Raw genomic sequence first — 18689 nt, 5'->3', positions numbered from 1 at the left:
CACCGAGGGAATCCACGGTGGCGGCAAAGCTTGCCATCGGCCGCCGCGTTCGTCCAGCGGCGACCGAAGTGTTCGCTCGCTGGACAACGCCACGTTGCACAAGAAACATTGCGAATCGTCGGTCAGACGTCGCTACCTTCGCCAGAAGGTGGATCCTGGGCGTATTCCACGCTCTGGCGCGCGTCGCTACGTCAAAGTGGCGCTGTCCAGCGAGGCTGCTGGCGGCCCTGATCGTCGTTTCGATCGCCCCGAAAACGATCCTCGCGCAACGTCCCGACCCGCAAAAAGCGAGTCCGGCGGAAACCCGCGATCCGACGGCCAACGATCCGCCACCGCTTGAGCTTCCGCTTGATGGACGCGACGGACGCGAATTGTTGTTGCGGAATTTTCGCCCCGAACAAAAATTGGTTGTGCCACAGCACCCAAGACACTCTGCCGCGATGCCCGTGGTGGACGTGCACACCCACTTTCACTATCGGCTGCGTGACAGCAAAGAAGCCCTCGATGACTTCGTCGGTTTGATGGACCGCAACAACATCGCGGTCTGCGTTTCCCTGGATGGCAAGCTGGGCGACCAACTTGAGCATCACATGCGGTATCTGTGGACGGACTATCGTGATCGATTCGCCATCTTTGCCAACATCGATTGGCAGGGCAACGCACCCCGAGACCGACCGGCACTCTGGCCTTGCCATCGACCGGGGTTCGCCGAGCGGACGGCGGCCGAACTGGAACAGGCGGCAAAACGCGGTGTCAGCGGCCTGAAACTGTTCAAGCGGTTCGGGCTGGGGTACAAGAACCCCGACGGGACCTGGATGAAAATCGACGACCCGCGATGGGATCCGATCTGGGCCAAGTGCGGGGAGCTTGGACTGCCGATCATCATTCACACCGCCGACCCGGCCGCCTTTTTCGATCCCGTCGACGAAACCAACGAACGCTGGGAAGAGCTGAGTCGACATCCCGATTGGAGCTTTTTCGGCGACCAGTTTCCCTCGCGCCAGGAATTGCTGGACGCCCGCAACCGGGTGATCAAACGCCACCCCGAGACACAGTTCATCGGTGCCCACGTCGCCAACAACCCCGAGGATTTGAAGGTCGTCGCCGAGTGGCTGGACGAATACCCGAATTTGTGGATCGAACCGGCCTCGCGGATCGCTGAATTGGGTCGCCAGCCTTTCACGGCGCGCGATTTTCTGATCCGCTATCAAGACCGTTTGCTGTTCGGCACCGACGGCCCCTGGCCCGAGACACGCGTTCGACTGTATTGGCGGTTCTTCGAAACCCGCGACGAGTCCTTCCCCTACAGCGAAAAAGTACCACCGCCGCAAGGAATGTGGCAGATCTATGGAGTCGATCTGCCCGATGAAGTGTTGCGCAAGCTGTATTTCGAAAACGCCAGCAAGCTGATCCCGGGGATTCGCCAGCGACTGGAGAAGTAGTTTCTTTCGATCACAAACCTTTGACCATGACTTCCACCGACCCACCCACCTCCCAACCGACGTTCGCGATGCTGTGCTGCGCCAACGGTGCGGAGAAGCAGGTCAAACAATCGATCGCCGCGGAGGGATGGCGTTTGGCGTTTTCCCGGCCCGGATTCGTCACCGCCAAACACGACAGTCAAGTCGAGTTGCCCGGCGGGACATTCATCCGCACCGCGGCCTATTCGATCGGTCATTTGAAAAACGCCGACGGTGAAGCTCAGGTGGCCGGGCTGGTCGGCCTATTGACCGAAAAAATCGTCCCCGGTCGGCCCTTCGATCAGCTTCACCTGTGGCCGCGGGACCGGCTTCCGATCGGCAAGTTCGGTTTCGAACCCGGTGTCGATGAAGTCGCCAAATTGGTTGCCCAGCGGGTGCACCAGTCGCTCGGCGGCAACTGGGTCCGCTGCGATCAACCGAATCGAATCGCCCAACCCGGTGAACGAGTGTTGGATGTCGTGTTGGTCGATCCGGATGATTGGTTTATCGGTTGGCACACCGCTGCCCAATGGCATTCGCGATGGCCCGGCGGCGTGCAGCCGATCGAGCCGCAGTATGAACCGATCTCGCGGGCGTATTTCAAAGCCGCCGAGTCGATCACCTGGAGCGGTTTTGATTTCGCCCCCGGTGACGTGGCGGTGGAAATCGGCAGCGCCCCCGGCGGTGCCTGTGGGCGATTGCTGGAACTGGGATTGCAGGTGATCGGGATCGACCCGGCCGAAATGGACGATCGGATCGCCAACCATCCCCGATTCAAGCATCTCCGCGCCCGCGCCGGAGACCTTCCGCGACGGGAATTTCGAAACGTGAAGTGGTTGTTGGCCGATTCCAACGTCAAACCCGAAAAGACCCTGACGACGATCGAGAACATCGTGACGCACCGCGAGTGTTCGCTGTCGGGCATGTTGTTGACGATGAAGCTGGGTGACTACGACGCCGCCGGACGGATTTCGAACTGGTTGCAGCAGATCCAGACCTGGAACCCGATCGACGTCCAAGTCCGCCAATTGGCCCGCAACCGCTGTGAAGTCTGCTTTGCAGTTCGGTTGCGGTAGCGACAGCAAAGTTGGATAGCCTTCTAGCCTCTGTCTAAAAGTCGCCGTGTTCTCCGAACTCGGCGCCCCCGAAAAAGCGAAGCTTTGCCCCGCGCCGACCTCGGAGAGGACGGCGACTGTTCCGCCCGATCGGACACGAAGCTGCGGTAGACGCCTAGGCTGTCATGCGCGTGACATCGTCGTGGGATCCGCCGGAGATCCACCTTCTGGCGAAGGTAGCTACAAATGCACCGGCAGAAACAACTTGCTCTCGCCGGCCTGCTTCTCTGCCGGTGGGTCGATCCAGGCGGGGGTTTCGCCCCTGCCCAGACAGTCCGAGACGGCGGATTTGAATTGTGCGACGATTTGACCGAGCAGCTCTCGCTGGCTGGCCGCGGTGACTTCAATTCCGGCTAAGTTGGCCACTCGGCCGCGGAAGACGTCACCTTCGCGGGCAAAATAGACGATGCAACCAAACGCCGGCACGCTGGCAGGGTCGGTTCCGATCGGCAATCCCGGCCGCGCGGGCGGGTCCGGCTGGGCTGAGGATCTGGGGGCGTCGGGGTTCAACGTCGATTGCTCCTGCGTGTGTTCCAGTCTGGCGACCGCGGCGTCGGGGGGCCGCCGCCCAATGCCACCAACTCAATGAGCCGACGGCTCAGTTTATGATCGAAATGGCTGCCGCCGGCGGGGTACCGCGAAGACAGGCGGGGTGAAAAAACCTTGTCAGAAATCGGCCCCCGCAAAGTCAACGGGGACGCGATTCCCTTTACAATACAACCTCGTGCTAGTTCTGCCCACCAACTCCCATTCCCAAATAAAGCTCGCCGGCCGACGACGCACTGGTCGCGTCGCCGCTGCCGATGAGTGAATGATTTAGCAAGGATCAACAGATGGAAAATCAACCGAGCCGACGTAACTTCTTGAAGACTTCCACTGCTGCCGCCGCCGGCGCGACCCTGTCGAGCACCATCGCCCGGACCGCCCACGCGCAAGGGGACGATCAAATCAAATTCGCCCTGATCGGCTGTGGCGGACGCGGAAACGGAGCATCGGTCAATATTTTTAAGTCCGGCGGCAACGTGAAATTGGTCGCCGTCGCCGATGCGTTCGACGGCAAGGCCTCCGCAACAATCAATTCCTTGTCCAAGCGATTCAAGGACCAAGTCGACGTTCCCGCCGAGCACAAGTTTGTCGGCCTGGACGCCTACAAGAAGTTGCTGGAAGTTGACGCCGATCTGGTCATCATCGCGACCCCGCCGGGATTCAAACCGCAACAGTTCGAAGCCGCCGTCAACGCCGGCAAACACATCTTCATGGAAAAACCCGTCGCCTCGGACGCCACCGGGGTTCGACGTGTCTTGGCCAGCGTCGAAGAATCCAAGAAGAAGAACTTGATGGTCGGCATTGGCCTGCAACGCCGCCACGAAGCGCAGTACCTGGAGACCATCGGGCGCATCCACGACGGCGCGATCGGTGACGTGATCGCCAGCCGCGTCTATTGGAACGGCGGCGGGATCTGGTATCGCAACCGAACCGAAGAGCAATCGGAAATGGCGTTCCAGACCAACAACTGGTACCACTTCAACTGGCTCTCCGGAGACCAGATCTGCGAGCAACACATCCACAACCTGGACGTCGGTTGCTGGCTCAAGGGAGAATACCCCGTCGAGTGCAACGGGATGGGTGGACGTGAGCAACGGATGGATGGAGACCCGACCAAGAGTCAGATCTTTGACCACACGTTCTGCGAATACACCTTCGCCGACGGCAGCAAGATGTTCAGCCAAGGTCGCCACCTGAAGGGGTCTTGGACGCAAGTCGCAGAATTCGCGCACGGAACCAAAGGAACCGCCAACGTCTCCGGTTCACAAATCTCCGGCGTGGGCGGCGACTGGCAATTCAGCGGCCAGCGTCAACAAGGCCACCAGCAAGAGCAAAACGATCTGATCGCCGCACTCGGCCGGGGCGAGATCTACAACGAAGGCGAATACGGCGCGCTGTCGACCTTCACCGCCATCCTGGGTCGTGAAGCGTGTTACAGCGGCAAGATCATCAAGTGGGATGACCTGCTGAACAAGGGACGCGAACTGGCCCCGGGGATCGATGACTACACCATCGACAGCCCGGTCCCCGAATCGGCAAGGCCCGACGCCGACGGCAAGTACCCGATCCCCGTCCCGGGACAATACGACCCGTTCGCGTGATCGACCCGCGTTGGGGTGCAGGTTTTCGCCGCCCGCGCTACTTCGCGACGGCGAGCGGACTTTAACGTCTTGTATAACAGGCGTTTACGCCGTCACCCTCCCTCTGGGAGGGTCGCGGAGGAGTATACGACGACGCGGGGAGGGTTGCCTGTGGCTTGGATGCACTCGCACACTGCGAATCGCCTCTCCCCTCGCTGCGCTCGACCCTCCCTGCCAGGGAGGGTGAATTCCCAAGAATCGCACGCTCGCTGCTTCTCAGCGAGACACCCACGTTACTGGATCTCGACGACCAAGGGCTTGTGCCAGGTCTTTGATTCGGCGGTGTAATACAAGTACGCCCGGCTGGGTGGCCCGGTGTACTTGCCGGGGATCTCGGCCACGCATGAGATTGGAATGCGTTTGGATTCACCCGGTGCGAAAGTCCGCCAGTACAGCACGACGTCGCGTCCCCGCAGTTCGTAATAGTCCAGCTGGCCGGCATCCCGAAGCTTGTCCAAGTTTTCGATGACCGGTTCCAGCCCGCCGGGAATCCCCACGACGGCCACTGTCATCGGACGCCCGACCTCGGTCGCGTTGTTCACTTCTGCAATGATGTCGATCGAGTCACCTTGGGTGGCGCCGGTGGTTCGGGTTTTCCCCGTGAATGAAATCTGCATCTGAATCGGACACTCGGGATCACTGGCGGGCGACGTGGTGTGTCCGGCGAAGTGAACACTGAAGGGCAAGCTTGCGGCGGCGGCGCTGCGGAGCGTCAAACGTGTGGCAGGATCCTTGACGAACGCGTCGATCAGCTCCGGCGTCATTTCCCACCGCACGCCCTTCTCGGGACGTCCTTCCCAACGCACCGTTTCGATCACTTCGCCATCGATCAGCACGTCGACGCTGCCGCCTTCGCCCGCGACCATTTGGTCGTGCACGGCGATCAACGCTTTGAGCGCGAGCACGGTGGCTTGAGTCGATCCGAATCCGCCGCCTTGGCGGTGATCGATCAACCACGCGGCCGCTTTTCTGGCGCGGTCTTGGTGGTCCTCACTGCGAGTGAGTGCCAGGATCGCCAGAGACGTCGTCTCGACGGTGCGCGAGATCCCGCCGCTTTGCGTGATCGTCGTCCGACCCACAAAGCTGCCGTCGTCATTTTGCAACTCCGCCAACCGGTCCAACAGCGTGTTCGCCGCGTCGGTCCGGTCGACATTGGCCAACGTGATCGCGGACAAGGCGATCAGGTAAGCGTCGTCGGTCGCTGCGGCCATGCGCTGTATCGCATCCAATTCGTCCGACAACTGCTGCTCGGTCCGCGACGCATCACCGGCGGCCACGTCGGATTGCGACAGCGCCCACAGCAGGTACGCGTTGACGACCTCTTGTTGCACCGACCAGACGTGCAGGTGACGCGGGTTGCGTTGGAACCCGCCCTTGCCGTCACGCCGCGACAACAACCATTCTCGAGTGCGATCCAGCATGTCACGATCGATGTCGATGACACGAGCCATCTCGGAAAATTGCATCAACCCGAATGCCGACAACGCTTCATGACCGGGATCGTTCCCGAACCATTCATATCCCAGCGTCGAACACTCATAGCTGGTCAGTTTGCGATAGCCGCGACGCAGCAGCGACACCGTTCGTCGCTTGGCGGCCTCATCAACCGCGCCCTCCAGTTGCAACAATTGGAACGCCATCACGTTGGGGTAATTCGACGCCGACGCCTGCTCAAAGCATCCGTGCGGTTCACGCAAGATGCTCTCCAGCCCCGCACTCAATTGCGACCGCGTGCTGGGAAAGAATTCCAACCGGGCCGATAACGATCCGGCGACGATCGATTCAGGCAGTTCGGCTGACAAGGAGGCGGACTTGGTCAGCGAACCGGACGCGGTGACTTCGAAGGGGAATCCTTCGGGAACGATGCGGACGGAGCGTTCGACCTGGTCGGCGAGCGTTCCGCCCTGGAGTGTCGCCGAGACGCGGATCTTGGCATCGGTTGGCTTGGCCGCATTGGAGACATCGATGGAAAAGACTTCGGTCCTGCGCTCGCCCGCGACGATGGACGTCAGCGCGGAATCGCGTGCGGCACTCAGCGATTCGTCCAGGGCCACCCGCACATCCAGGGCACCGTCCTGGTCGGTGGCATTGACCAGACCGACGGGCAGGTCGATGCGATCACCCCCGGTGACTTCCAAGGGCAATTTCGGTTCGACTTGAATCGGAAGCTCGGTCACCACCGCACCGCCTCCGCTGCCCAAGCGACCGTCGCTGCTGTGTGCGTCGACATCAACACGGAACATCGTCAGCGAATCCGACAGATCAAAGCGGATGGTCGCGGTCCCCGTCGAATCGGTCACCATCATCGGGTTCCAATACAGCGTCTCGGTAAAATCGCTGCGTACGTTCGCCTCGGCGGGGCGATGCAAGTGGGCGTACTGACGGATCGGAAATCGCAGCTCGTCCATCAATTGATCGGCCAGTGCTTTCGCATCCAGGTCACGCGACTGTGCCCAGCGCCGCAGCTGTTCTTCGGAGAGTCGTGAGGAGGACGTTTCCGTCGAAACCTTGGCTCCGTTCTTTCCCAAGAACACCTGGACGACGCGTTGAACAAAGGGGGCTTCGGCGGGCGCCCCGGCTTGCTCGGCTTCTTCCTGCGACTCGACTTGTGTCGGGTTGGGTTGGCTGCTGTCCGAGGGTGCATCCATCATGGGTGCGGCGTCGCCGGCGGCCATCTCATCGACCGCTTCGGACGTCGCTTCGACGCGATAATTCCCCTGGCTGCCACAACCGGATTGGGAAACCATGGCCGCTGCGAATAACAGCAACCCGGCCGCGACGGCAGCTGACTTTTTGGGACGCAGCAACAGACCAAGTAGCCAAAAGACACCGATCAGGATCAATGCGATGCGGACCTCCGCCACAAAGCCACGCCACGCCATGGCAATGCGAATGCGATACTGACGCATCTGAGCTGCGAGGGTCGCGTCGTTTGTCTGCGTACCGGCGACCAGTTCAGATCGTCGTCCGTCGAGTTCCAACAAACGCGTCAACGCCTCACGGAACGTCTCGTTGAATTGATTCGGTGATCCGCTCACGAATCGCCGCCATCCTTGGGTGCCCAGCAACAGATCCAAGCTCTCCGCCGCTTCGGGCGAGTCGTCCAGATAGAAATCGGCGTGCTCCAAGTCCTCCGGCGATTGGATCTCGCTGGTCAACAAAAAGTGTGTCGCGATCGAGGGCACGTCGTGTTGCCGCAAGCTGAGCGCCGCGTCGTCGACGACACGGACACCGAGCACTGCACCGGGGACGCGTTGATCGTTCTCGTCAGTCACTTCGATCGTCATCCGCACCGACTCGCCGGGCGAGTGGACGCGTCGATCATCGTCCACGCTGGCGGTCACGTTTAATTTCTTCACGCCCTTGCGATAGACCAATCGTTCGACCAGCGGCGTCGCCGTCTCGCCTTCGGCGTCCAACACCGTGACACGAATCACGCCGGCGGCGCGATCTTGAATCGGCACCGTCACGGCCGTGTCCCCGATGCCGATTTCCGTCGTCGAGACGCCCACCAGCTCGCCACGACACACGATGCGAACGATGCACGATCGACGCTTGGTGCTGCGGATCGTCATCGAAATCGGCTCACCAGGGGCAAACACGCCGTCACCGGTGTCCAAGACCGGCAATGCATCGACGACCGACGGCAACCAAGGCGTTTCGGTGATGTCCAAGGGAGATGTGATTCGCAGGGAGTAACGCTGTCCCGATTCGGGTTTGAATTCGAAGCGTCCCATCCCGTCACGCACGGTTCGGATGCTTGCGACCATGCGACCGGCTTGCGACAGGATTTCGCCGGCAATTTCGATCGGATTGCCATCGGAATCATGGGCGGCAAAGTAGACCCGGTTGGTCACGCCGCCGACCAGATAGCCGCCTTCGGGATAAAAGTCGACTTCGGCCCGCCCGGTGTGAATCGGGATCGGACGGGCGGCCGTTTCGGTCACCGATCCATCATCGATCGCGATCGTCAGCGTACCCTCGCCCTCTCGGATCACCTTGGGCATTTCGAACGCCACATGAAGGTCACCGTTCAAACCGAGCGATCCGGTCGCTTGGTGGACGACCTCGCCATCGACGATCGCTCGAATGCGGACCGGCGCGGCGACGGGAATCGAATCATCGGCGCGGCGGACCGACAACGTTGCTTCGACGCGGTCCGATGCGCTGTAGGATCGCTTGGAAAACTCCAACTCGGTCTTCAACCGGACCGCGCGATAGCGACGGACCTCCAACTCACAAACCTGATCCGGGAAAAAACCGTCCAGGCTTTTCGCGACCAAGTGGTACGTTCCGCCGGCAGCCGATTCGGGAATCACAAAGGCACCGTTGCCGACGCCTCGCTCGGTGACCCCTTCCAGGATTGCCCCTTGAACCGCCGCACCGCTGGCATCGGTCAACTCATAGCGAATCGGAACATCGATGTGTGCCGCCAACGTTCGGCGGTTCAGCGTGACCGAGCGGAAGAACACCGTTTCGCCCGGACGATAAACCGGCCGATCGGTTGAGACGAATGTCAGGCAGCGTGTCGGTTCCAGCGGCACGGTCAAACGGACCAAGCCCTCCCGCCCGGTCGGATTGGCATCGACGTGCAGCACGGCATCACCAGGAATCGCGATGTCGTCGGGCACGCGAATTCGAGCCGGGCCTTGCCCCGACGTCTGGGATGTTCCGAAGAACAACACGGCACCCTTGGAGAGCACTTTGAAGGAGATCGTCGCCGGCACCACGGGCATCGACGGATCGAGCGTCCCACGGTCGCCCGGATCGGCGGGCTGGGGACCGACGGCGACCAGGAATTCATTGCGAGCCCCCGCATCGATTCCGCTGACCGGCTGGACCGCAACATGCAAATCGGCCTGGGGTGTCGGGGGACGTTCATCCCAGTAGCGAACGGCGCTGATCGCGATGGCGAGCGTCGCCGCGGTCGCCAAGGATCCGATCCACAGACGCAGAAAGCGATCCGGCGCCGCAACCACCGCCGAATCGTTGGGGGAATCGGCAACGTCGACGGTCGCATCATCGGAGGAGACGTCGTGGACCGCAAGTGGCGGTGTGATCGGCGCCACAGCCGCCGGACGGATCGATGGATCGAGGGCACGCTTCGGCTTGGCGGGTGCACTGGCGTTAGCGGGTGCACTGACTTTGGCCGCGGCGGCCAGCTTCGATGCGACCAACAGCGTTTCGGCCCATTGCTGTGCGACGGTCGGATCGGTGTCGATCCGCTGCTTCAGCGCCGCGGCTTCATCGTCGTCCAGCAATCCGTAGTGCAATTCCAACAGAGATTGGCGCAATTCGTCCTCGTCGGCGCCCGACGGTTTTGTGTTTTGATCGTGGTTCATGACAGGTCTCCCACGCATTGGCGAAGCTGACGGATGGCAGAACGCATCCGGGTTTTGACGGTCCCCAGCGGCAACGACATCGCGTCGGCGATTTGGGAATAGGTCAATTCGCCGTTTTGGCGCAGCAAGAACACCTCTTGCTGTTCCGGCGGCAGCGTCGCGACGGCCCGCCGGAGCCGCGCGAGTTCTTCATTCTTCATCAGCCCATTCGGCGGGCTGTCAGCGGTCGAAGCCATCGGATGGTCCTCGTGCAGGGAGGTTCGACGACGATTCCAGGCGGTTTTTCGAAAGTCGCGACCGGTGTTCAGGGCGATCCGAAAGACCCAGGCCCTCAGGTTTTGGATGTCATCGATCTGGTGTCGGCGATGCCAACACTTCAAAAATGTTTCCTGCAACGCATCCCGCGCGTCTTCCATGTTCCCGACGACGTAATACAGCGTGCCCAGAATTTCATCCGGACAGGAATCGAAAAACACCTCCAAACGCCGGCATTGGGCGTCTTTCGTGGTGTCTTCGATCGATTCCGGATCGTCGGTCATGCGAGGCGACTCGTGGCGGAAAATGCGTTGTCCGATAAGACAGACGAGGCAAGGGAGTGATCGGATTTTACAAAAACTGATACCATCGGCATTTTTCCCAGCCTCCCACCACGAGTCTCCGGCGTGACACTCTCTTCGGCGTTCGACCGTCTGCTCCAATCCGACCAGCCCCTGGCGGAATTGGACGCTCTGATCTGGACAACCTTGCGCGGCGGTGCGGAGTCTTCGCAACATCCATGGAATCTGGGCGCGTTTTCAACGATCGATCCCCGTGATGCGTCGAGCCCGCATCCGAAGTGTCGCACCGTCGTGCTGCGTCACGCGGATCCGAGTCGCCATGCGGTCGACTTTTACACCGACGTGCGGTCGGACAAGGTTCGCCAGCTCAGTGCCGCGGGTTCCCCCGCACCGGCGTGTTGGCTGTTTTACGATCCGGCGTCCAGAATCCAGCTTCGGCTCGATGGAATGGCTGAAGTGATCGATGGGCAACAAGCCGACGACGTGTGGCAACAAACGACAGCGGATAGCCGAGCGTCTTATCTCTCCATCCGTCCGCCGGGCGAGCGAGTCAACGATCCCCAACCGCCATCGACCGCCGACCGCTTCGTGACTGCAGAAGAGTCCGAACGCGGTCGGCAGAACTTTCGAATCGTGCGGACAACCGTTCGGCACGCCGACTGGTTATACCTCCGCCGCCAAGGGCACGTGCGATCGGCGATCAACTACGATGCGTCGGGCGGAATCGATGCGTTTTGGGTGGTGCCCTAGTGATCTGCCGCAGATTCGTTTCCGGGTTGCGTGTCGTAGCGGAAGCCGCCAAGGCTTTCGCCCCCCGGTGCGGCGTCGCCGCGCCAGTGCGAAACTCTTGGCGAGTTCCACTACCGGAAAACCAAGCTGCGACGGAATCCGAGCCGAGTGCCCGCATTTTTTTGATCACCCCATCGTTTGACCAACCTTATTTTCTGCGCCGTCGCAGAACCGCCGGGATCGCGAAGGTCGTCAAAGCAAAGAAGGAGGACGGTTCGGGAACCGCCGTGATCGCCGCATCCAAGAAGTAGTTGGAACCGGAAACGCCTAGTCCGGTGCTGCTTGCCGTGCGGCCAAAGGCAAAGATATCGACCCGGTCGGGCGAACCGAAGCCATCATCGTATTTAATGGTGTAGGCGCCTTGCGCGTCGGTGGTCGTCGTGCCAAGCAAGACATTCGAGGCATCGAATAAGTCAACCGAGACGCCCACCAGCGCATCCCCCGTCAATCCATCGGTGACGTAACCGAAGAAAATTGCGTCGTCCGCCGAGAACGTTCGGGCCAGATGCTGAACTTGAGTGACATCACCCGGCGTCCAGCCCTCGTCAACGATCCCGATGCCGACGTGGGTAAAGTCACTGCTGAGCATCGAGTTGCGGTGCCCCGGAGGGCTCTGGATTCCATCGACGCCATTTCCCCAGTCGATCGCAAAACCCATGTGCATCAGATCCGGACTGAGCGGCCAATCGGCAGCGATATTTTCGCCGGCCGATAACCAGTTCACGCCCGCATCGGTGAACCGATCGGCAAGCCCCGGCGCACCGGCAACCGCGTGCGGATTGGAGGTCATCCCGGCGTCGTTCTCAACCCATGTCGCATACTGATGAGCCGACCATCCGATGTTATCGCTCCACTGGTAGGCGCTCAGTGAACCCGCGGTCGGTAGACTGTCAAACTGAGACTTGATCGTCGAGGGAACGGTTTGGAAGAAGTCCATGCTTCCGGTCACAAGGTTGTTGCCAAAGTTGCTGGTCCACCAGCCGGAAGTGTGCGAGGTCTGGCCAGACAACAGCGAGTCGAACGCGGCCTTAGTGCCGCCGTAGCCGAGCGTCTGAAACGCCTTGTACAGTCCATTTCGCGGATCGGCGCGAAAGTCGTTGATGGAATCGAATGCGCTTTGCTCGTTGGCATCGGCGGCGCCATAGTTGATCGCCGTGAACACATCGGCATGGGCGGCCGAAGCGACGAAAGCCGAGAGCAGAAGGATACGAAGCGTGAAAAGAGGGCTCGTCAACTGAAGCATCGAACTGATTCTCCCCAAAAGGTCTCGCCGTCCATCCCGGTGATCTGGAGAGAAGGCTCTGGTCACGGACACTGGGTAACGAGCGACGATCCTAAGTGTTTTGTCGCCAATTACAACGCATTTCTTCCGTCAGACCGCGACAATCACGGCAATCATGGCGACTCTTGGAGAGATTGCTGGCGAGGAGACGCCATTTTTTGACCAACCCATGTTTTGACCCTCGCCTTGTCTCCACGGCCTACAACAAGCGACGCGATCAAAAAAACGTTCCTCGGGCATCTGCGTTGGTGTCTAGCCTTTAGGCGATTCTTGGTCGCTGCGGAGCAGCGAAAGTGGGCGGCTAAAGCCTGAACACCAGCGATTGGCGCGGCCACTACTCGCCCTTGTCTTTGCGGGCGCGGCGTTTGGCTTCCAGCAAGCGTTCGGTGTAGCTGGATTGTTTGGGCGCTTCGACGGACTTGGTTTCCGCCGGCGTTGATTTCGCTTGCCCGATGTCGGACAACTCGACCGCCTCGTCGGACGGTTCCACGCGAGTCGGGTCAAAGCGAACGGCCGCCCGGCGTTTCTCCAAACCTTCGTCGATTTGTGATTTGTTCTTTCGTAGCGCGTCGAGTCGCGTGACGACTTCGGCGGCGGTGTCCTTTTCGCCACGCATCTTTTTGATCGTCCGGCCGATCCAGCTGAAATCAAACGCGATGCGGCGGACCATGACGTCGCCGAGGAACAGACAGCAGCCGCCGAGCACGAACCAGGGCCAGGCATCACGGATGCTGCGGGCGAGTGCCAAGCCGCCGCGGAAGGCGTCGGTCTGGACCAGCTCTTCGCTGGCACGATTCTCCAGTGGCGCGGTGACTTCGCCGGCCGTCCCGCCACGTGGTTCGGTCGCGGCCAGAGATTCGATCAGCGCCAAATTGGTCTCGCGGACGCGGTACTCGTCGCTGTAGGGAACCGTGACGCCGGTCGTCAGCGGCGCCGCTCCGGGGCCGGGGACGACGTTGACGAAATAGCTTCCCGCGGTGGTGGCCGGGAACGACCCGACGTAGCGCCCCGGGGCCGCCTGTCGCATGGACAGCGGAATCGGGTTCAAGTCGGCATCGAGCGCGGTGGCGTTCATCTCCAGAAAATCCAGAAACGAATCATCGCTGGCCAGTGCGTTGACGACGACTTGAACCTGGCCGTCTTTGACACTGGTGGCGATCGTGAACTTTCCCGTGTCACCGGTCGGCCGCATCAGCCAGCGCACCAGCTGGCTGTAGAATTTGTCGTAGTCGCCCCAGTCGTTCCAGGCGCTGGCCCAGCGCGCCCCGGCGTCGGTCGTCAACACCGCGGTGCGGCCGAGTCCATACGTCCATGCGGCCAGGATCGTGGCGTTTTCCGGTTGATCCGGCTTGGGCGATTGAATCAGCACTTGCGCCAGCGCGCTGTCTTTGGTTTGCGTCATCACAAACCCGGTGATCGGAGGCAACACGCGATCGATCCCATCGAGCATCGCGTGCGGGAAGATCACTTCGGGGACGGCCCCACCGGGCGGTTCATACACCAGGGGCTTGGACACGCGACGTGCTTCGCGTTGAAAGATCCGCGGCAAAGCCCGGCCCGATTTGACGCTGTAGTACTTGCCGCCGGTTTGCGTCGCGATCCGCTGCAACCGCTGGCTGCCAGCCAGCCCGTGCGAGGCGACCGCGACGGTGCTGATGGTGATGTTATTGTTTTTGAAGGCGGCGATCGTGCCGGGCGTCGGGTCGCTCGGGTCGCCATCGGAAATGATGATGCAGTGCTTGACCGACGCCGGGGCTCCGGAAAGTGACTTCGCCGCCATCTTCATCGCCGGATCGAATTGCGGCATGTCGCCGGGCGTCATCTTGCTGATCCGGGCCAGCATGTTGCGGCGATTCGGCCCGACTTCTAACAGTCCCGGTGACGACGGATACCCGCCCCACAGCCAGGCGTCGCCGCTAAAGTTCCAGTGCAGGACGCCGGCCAGGTCCGAGGGGCCGAGTTGTTCGATCGCCGACTTGCAGATCACTTTTTGCCAGTGGTTCCCGTCGGCCATCTCGCTGGCGTGCATGATCAGCGCCAGGGCACCGACCGCTTGGACCTTGGCGTTCTTGATTTTGAAATCGACCGGCATCGCCTTTTCAATTTCCGACCCGGTCCAGCCGCCGGCGCCGAACGCTTCGGGGCCGCCGATCATCAACAATCCCGCCCCGAGCTGCTGCGTGTTGCGGACCAGCATTTCGATTTGCGGGTCGGTGAAGGAAACGATCTCATTCTCGTTGCTGCCCGAGACGCGCGGGACGCCCGCCAGGATCACCGCGTCATAGGCTTGCAGTTCGGCAAGCGAACCGAACAGGTTGTCGTTGGCTTGGGTGACGACTTCGATGTTGTTGTCTCTCAGCCGACCGACCAGAAGATCGAAGTCACCCAACCGGGTTCGATCTTCGATCAACAGCACACGGCCCTTGCCACGGACGTGCGTGTAAGCGGTGGCGCTGTTGTTTTGACGCAGCCCATCGTCGTCCTTGCTGTCGGGAACGAATTCCGCTTGATAGATGTACGGTGCGGGTTGTTCGATGGTGTGCCGCAGCGGAAAGACGTTCTTGCCCGGGCCCAGCGTGATGTCTTGTTCCAACAGGATCGATTCGTTGTCGCCCACCTTTTGCTTGACGCGAATCTTGCCCTGGGTCGGTTCGCCACCTTCGCTCGGCGCATCGGTGTAGTTGTTCACGACAATCCGAGCCTCGAATGGCTGTCCCTTGCGGATGTCGCTGGGCAAATCGATCTTCTCGACCAACACTTCGCTCTTGGCGTCCAGCATGACGGGAACCACATCGATTCCGATCCCCGCGGCGGCAACGCGCGCGACCAGCTTCCGCGCCTGGCCCAGGTTTTCGTTGCCGTCGGTGACCACCACGATCCGCCGCGCGGTGTCCTCCGGCATCGTGGCTTGGGCCAGGTTCAACGCCGATTCCAAATTCGTCGCGTCGCCGCGATCCATCAAGCTTTCCAGGCGTCGCAATCGAATCTCGTCGTCAAACGGCGGGATTTCGATCGACGCGTCGCGGCCGAACACGATGATGCCGGCTTTGTCACCGCGTCGGCCGTCGCGGTGACGTTTGACGTTGCGGACGACAAAGTCCAACATCACCTGGCGTTTCGCGCTGGGAATGCTCTCGGATTGATCCAGCACATACATCACCGTGATCACGTCACTGACGCGCACCAGTTGCACGCCGGCCAAGGCAAACACCAGAATCGTCCAAACCAGCGTCCTGAGCATCAACGCCAACGCCCGCCGGGTCTTGCCCAGCACACCCAACGACCGATAGCCCAGGTACCACAAGACGGGCAGCGCGAGCATCAACCACAAGTAAATCGGATGCTCAAAACTGAGACGATAGGGCAACATGGCGGTTTGGTAGGTGGAGAATAGCGGCGCGCGGGCCGGTTCCGTCGGTCACAGCCACCAGCTTACCATTTCCTGCCCGGGGAAACGACGAAGCAACATTGACCGTTTCACGCACGCGGTCCCGTTCCTTAGCCGCCTGCGGGAATTGGGTAAGAAAATTTCGTGGGTAAGAAAATGGTGAATCGCACCCTCCACTGAGTCTCACCAATCTTCCTGCCTCCAAAATCTTCCTACCTCTCCACCTGACAAGTCGGAGGGGAGCAGGAGAGGGATGGCAGATCGATTCACCGCCTGAATGATGAAACGCCGTGGGCTAGTAAACCAACAGGCTGCTAAACCGCCGGCTTCGCCCTCAGCGTCACCGCCTGCGGCACGGGCAGACGCCACATCGCGACCGCGGTCAACATCGCTCCGAACAACCCCAAGGCGATGACGACCAGTAAAAAGAGGGCCATCTCGGGCGTCGGATCCTGGTCCTGGGTTTCCGGCCCCAGCACGACGGCAAACACGCTGATCGAATTGTTGACGAAATGCCCCAGCATCGCCGGAAACAATGACCCGCTGCGCCAAGCGATCACCCCCAAGTACAGCCCCAGCGGGAACACGGCGATGATGTGGATCAAGTCCATGTGGAAGACGGCGAACAAGGCCGAAGACAGCAGAATCCCCAACGCCGGTCCGATGCGTCGGTTCAGGCGAGTTTGCACATAGCCGCGAAACAAGAATTCCTCACAAAACGCCGGCGTCGCACCGATCAACAGCGCCAACGGGATCAGAAAACCCGATTCACCGTGGCCGCGAAAGATGTCGGACATCATCTTCAGGCTTTCGCTTTCCTCCATCAGCGAACCGACCGCGATCGACGAGATCCAACCGATCAGCGGGGTGGTCAAGGCGGCGGCCACCCACGCCCAATACGGCCAATGCCCGCGGATCAGCGACAATCGCCGGCTGAACCCGACCGGAGACAACCAGGCGGCGATCAACGTCGGCATCACCAAAGCCACTTGCGGCGCGACGACCAATAACAGCAGACCGACACGCGAGGAGGAAACCGTCTTCATCGCTTCGGCGCTGACCATCATCCGCGGGCTGAACTCGCCGTGGACGACGAAGAACGCCACCACCATCATCACCAGGCTGGACAGCAAAAACGTCGCCAGCGAAATCAACGGCAACACCAACGACGGCCAGATCCGCGGGCGGTCCGGTCGCATCAAACGCTGCGGTCCATCCTCGCCATCTTCCGGCGGCGGCGACGTGACGCTCGTCCCCGGTTCGGTGACACTCGATACCGAAAACGGATTGACGGCGTCTGGTTCGTGCGGCGGTTCGCCGAAGGGTTCTTGCATCACTCGTTTTAGCCTAGTCCGGCGTTTTGGTCGTATCCGAACATCACGTTCATATTCTGTATCGCCGCGCCGCTGGCACCTTTGGCCAGATTATCGATCGCCGACAACAGCACCAATCGCTCTCCGCTGCGGCGCACCGCCATCTGAACATAGTTTGTCCCGGCTACATGTGCGGTCGCCGGCAAGTGATCGACCGGGTTGACGAAGGGACTGGCGGCGTAACAATCGCGCCAACACTGCATGACCCCTTCAATCACCGCCTGGGCCGATCCTACGCCGCTCCCTTCGCCGGCCAACCCCTCTGCGGGGCGGGCGTAGATCGTCGACAAAATCCCCCGGCTCATCGGCGTCAGGTGTGGCGTGAACAAGACCTCGGCGGCCCGGCCCGAAATCCGCCCCAGCAAATCTTCGATTTCCGGCTGGTGGCGGTGGCAACCGACCGCGTAGGCCGCGATCGATTCGTTGGTTTCACAGTACAGCGTCCCCACCTTCGCGCTGCGGCCCGCGCCGCTGACCCCGCTCTTGCTGTCGATGATGATGTCCTCGCTGCGGATCAAACCGGCACGAATCAACGGCGCCAGCGGCAAGATCGCACTGGTCGGATAACATCCCGGGTTGGCCACGACGTCGGCCGCCGCGATTTCATCGGCATAGAACTCGGGCAATCCGTACACGGTCTTGCCGACCCGTTCCGGCCAGGGATGCTTGACGTCGTACCACGACTCGTAAACCTCCAGTGAAGAGAGCCGAAAATCGGCACTGAAATCGATCACCCGCACCCCCGCGTCGACCAGCTGCCGGACCGTTTTCGCCGACGCCGCGTGGGGCAGACAACACATCGCCACGTCACAGCGTTTGCCGATTTCAGTCGGATCGAGTTCTTCCAACCGTAGGTCCAATCGCCCGGCCAGCGAGGGATGCACCGAGGCGATCGGATTGCCCGCTTCGGCACGCGCCGTCGCCACGGTCAGCTCGGCGTGTGGGTGTTGGGTCAGCAGACGGGCGACTTCCAGTCCGGTGTAACCGGTGGCGCCGATCAGGGCGACAGAGAGCGACATGGGGCAGCAACGCAGTGGGCAAGGGGGACGAAACGGAAACCGAACAGCTCGCATCGTTTGGCAATCGCGTCGCGAACGCAAGGCGGCACGACGGTTTGACGCGGCCGAATGTCATCTCTTCGCCCCCAGGGTAAGGGGGTGGCAGTCTGTCGGGATGGATAAATTCTTGGTCTTCTTA

Annotated in this window: 11 protein-coding genes; 4 read left to right on the top strand and 7 right to left on the bottom strand. The window is 61.1% G+C overall.

What is annotated here, in order from left to right; genetic code table 11:
* Positions 1–17 precede the first annotated feature (17 nt).
* Together H1B37_RS23020 and H1B37_RS23015 are read left to right on the top strand one after the other, a co-directional pair.
* A complete protein-coding gene (locus H1B37_RS23020; protein ID WP_353620901.1) occupies positions 18–1442 on the top strand; it encodes an amidohydrolase family protein in 1425 nt (474 codons plus the stop codon).
* 26 nt (positions 1443–1468) lie between these two features.
* Positions 1469–2536 carry a class I SAM-dependent methyltransferase gene (locus H1B37_RS23015; RefSeq protein WP_182869195.1) on the top strand — a complete coding sequence of 356 codons (1068 nt, stop codon included), beginning with the start codon at positions 1469–1471 and terminating at the stop codon, positions 2534–2536.
* 219 nt (positions 2537–2755) lie between these two features.
* On the opposite strand, the gene H1B37_RS23010 is transcribed toward H1B37_RS23015, so the two are convergent.
* Complete coding sequence (locus tag H1B37_RS23010; RefSeq protein ID WP_286178065.1) at positions 2756–3085, bottom strand: hypothetical protein; 330 nt, start codon at positions 3083–3085, stop codon at positions 2756–2758.
* 323 nt (positions 3086–3408) lie between these two features.
* Here H1B37_RS23010 and H1B37_RS23005 point away from each other — a divergent pair, with 323 nt between their 5' ends.
* Positions 3409–4722, top strand: coding sequence for a Gfo/Idh/MocA family protein (locus H1B37_RS23005; protein ID WP_182869193.1), 1314 nt, complete (start codon positions 3409–3411; stop codon positions 4720–4722).
* A 272-nt stretch (positions 4723–4994) separates the two neighbouring features.
* Here the strand turns inward: H1B37_RS23005 and H1B37_RS23000 are convergent, their stop codons facing one another.
* Positions 4995–10103 (bottom strand): MG2 domain-containing protein, encoded by a 5109-nt coding sequence (locus H1B37_RS23000; RefSeq protein WP_182869191.1) that lies wholly within the window; start codon positions 10101–10103, stop codon positions 4995–4997.
* Positions 10100–10642: an RNA polymerase sigma factor gene (locus tag H1B37_RS22995; protein ID WP_182869189.1), complete on the bottom strand. Its 543-nt coding sequence runs from the start codon at positions 10640–10642 to the stop codon at positions 10100–10102. Before H1B37_RS22995 ends, H1B37_RS23000 begins: the two co-directional genes overlap by 4 nt.
* Before the next feature lie 123 nt (positions 10643–10765).
* Here H1B37_RS22995 and H1B37_RS22990 point away from each other — a divergent pair, with 123 nt between their 5' ends.
* Positions 10766–11410: a pyridoxamine 5'-phosphate oxidase family protein gene (locus tag H1B37_RS22990; protein ID WP_182869187.1), complete on the top strand. Its 645-nt coding sequence runs from the start codon at positions 10766–10768 to the stop codon at positions 11408–11410.
* A 187-nt stretch (positions 11411–11597) separates the two neighbouring features.
* Here H1B37_RS22990 and H1B37_RS22985 read toward each other — a convergent pair whose 3' ends face one another.
* From H1B37_RS22985 to argC, 4 genes are all read right to left on the bottom strand, one after another.
* Entirely contained in the window at positions 11598–12692 is a 1095-nt protein-coding gene (locus H1B37_RS22985) for a CAP domain-containing protein (RefSeq protein WP_182869185.1), read from the bottom strand.
* 373 nt (positions 12693–13065) lie between these two features.
* Positions 13066–16101 (bottom strand): VWA domain-containing protein, encoded by a 3036-nt coding sequence (locus H1B37_RS22980; RefSeq protein WP_182869183.1) that lies wholly within the window; start codon positions 16099–16101, stop codon positions 13066–13068.
* 332 nt (positions 16102–16433) lie between these two features.
* Positions 16434–17453 (bottom strand): type II CAAX endopeptidase family protein, encoded by a 1020-nt coding sequence (locus H1B37_RS22975; protein ID WP_182869181.1) that lies wholly within the window; start codon positions 17451–17453, stop codon positions 16434–16436.
* A gap of 8 nt (positions 17454–17461) precedes the next feature.
* A complete protein-coding gene (gene argC, locus H1B37_RS22970) occupies positions 17462–18511 on the bottom strand; it encodes an N-acetyl-gamma-glutamyl-phosphate reductase (RefSeq protein WP_182869179.1) in 1050 nt (349 codons plus the stop codon).
* Positions 18512–18689: the final 178 nt, after the last annotated feature.

Origin of the sequence: Stieleria mannarensis (assembly GCF_014154935.1) — a bacterium.
GTDB classification, from domain to species: Bacteria; Planctomycetota; Planctomycetia; order Pirellulales; family Pirellulaceae; genus Stieleria; species Stieleria mannarensis.
The sequence above is the reverse complement of the archived record's forward strand: the minus strand, read 5'-3'. Positions and strand labels throughout refer to the sequence as shown.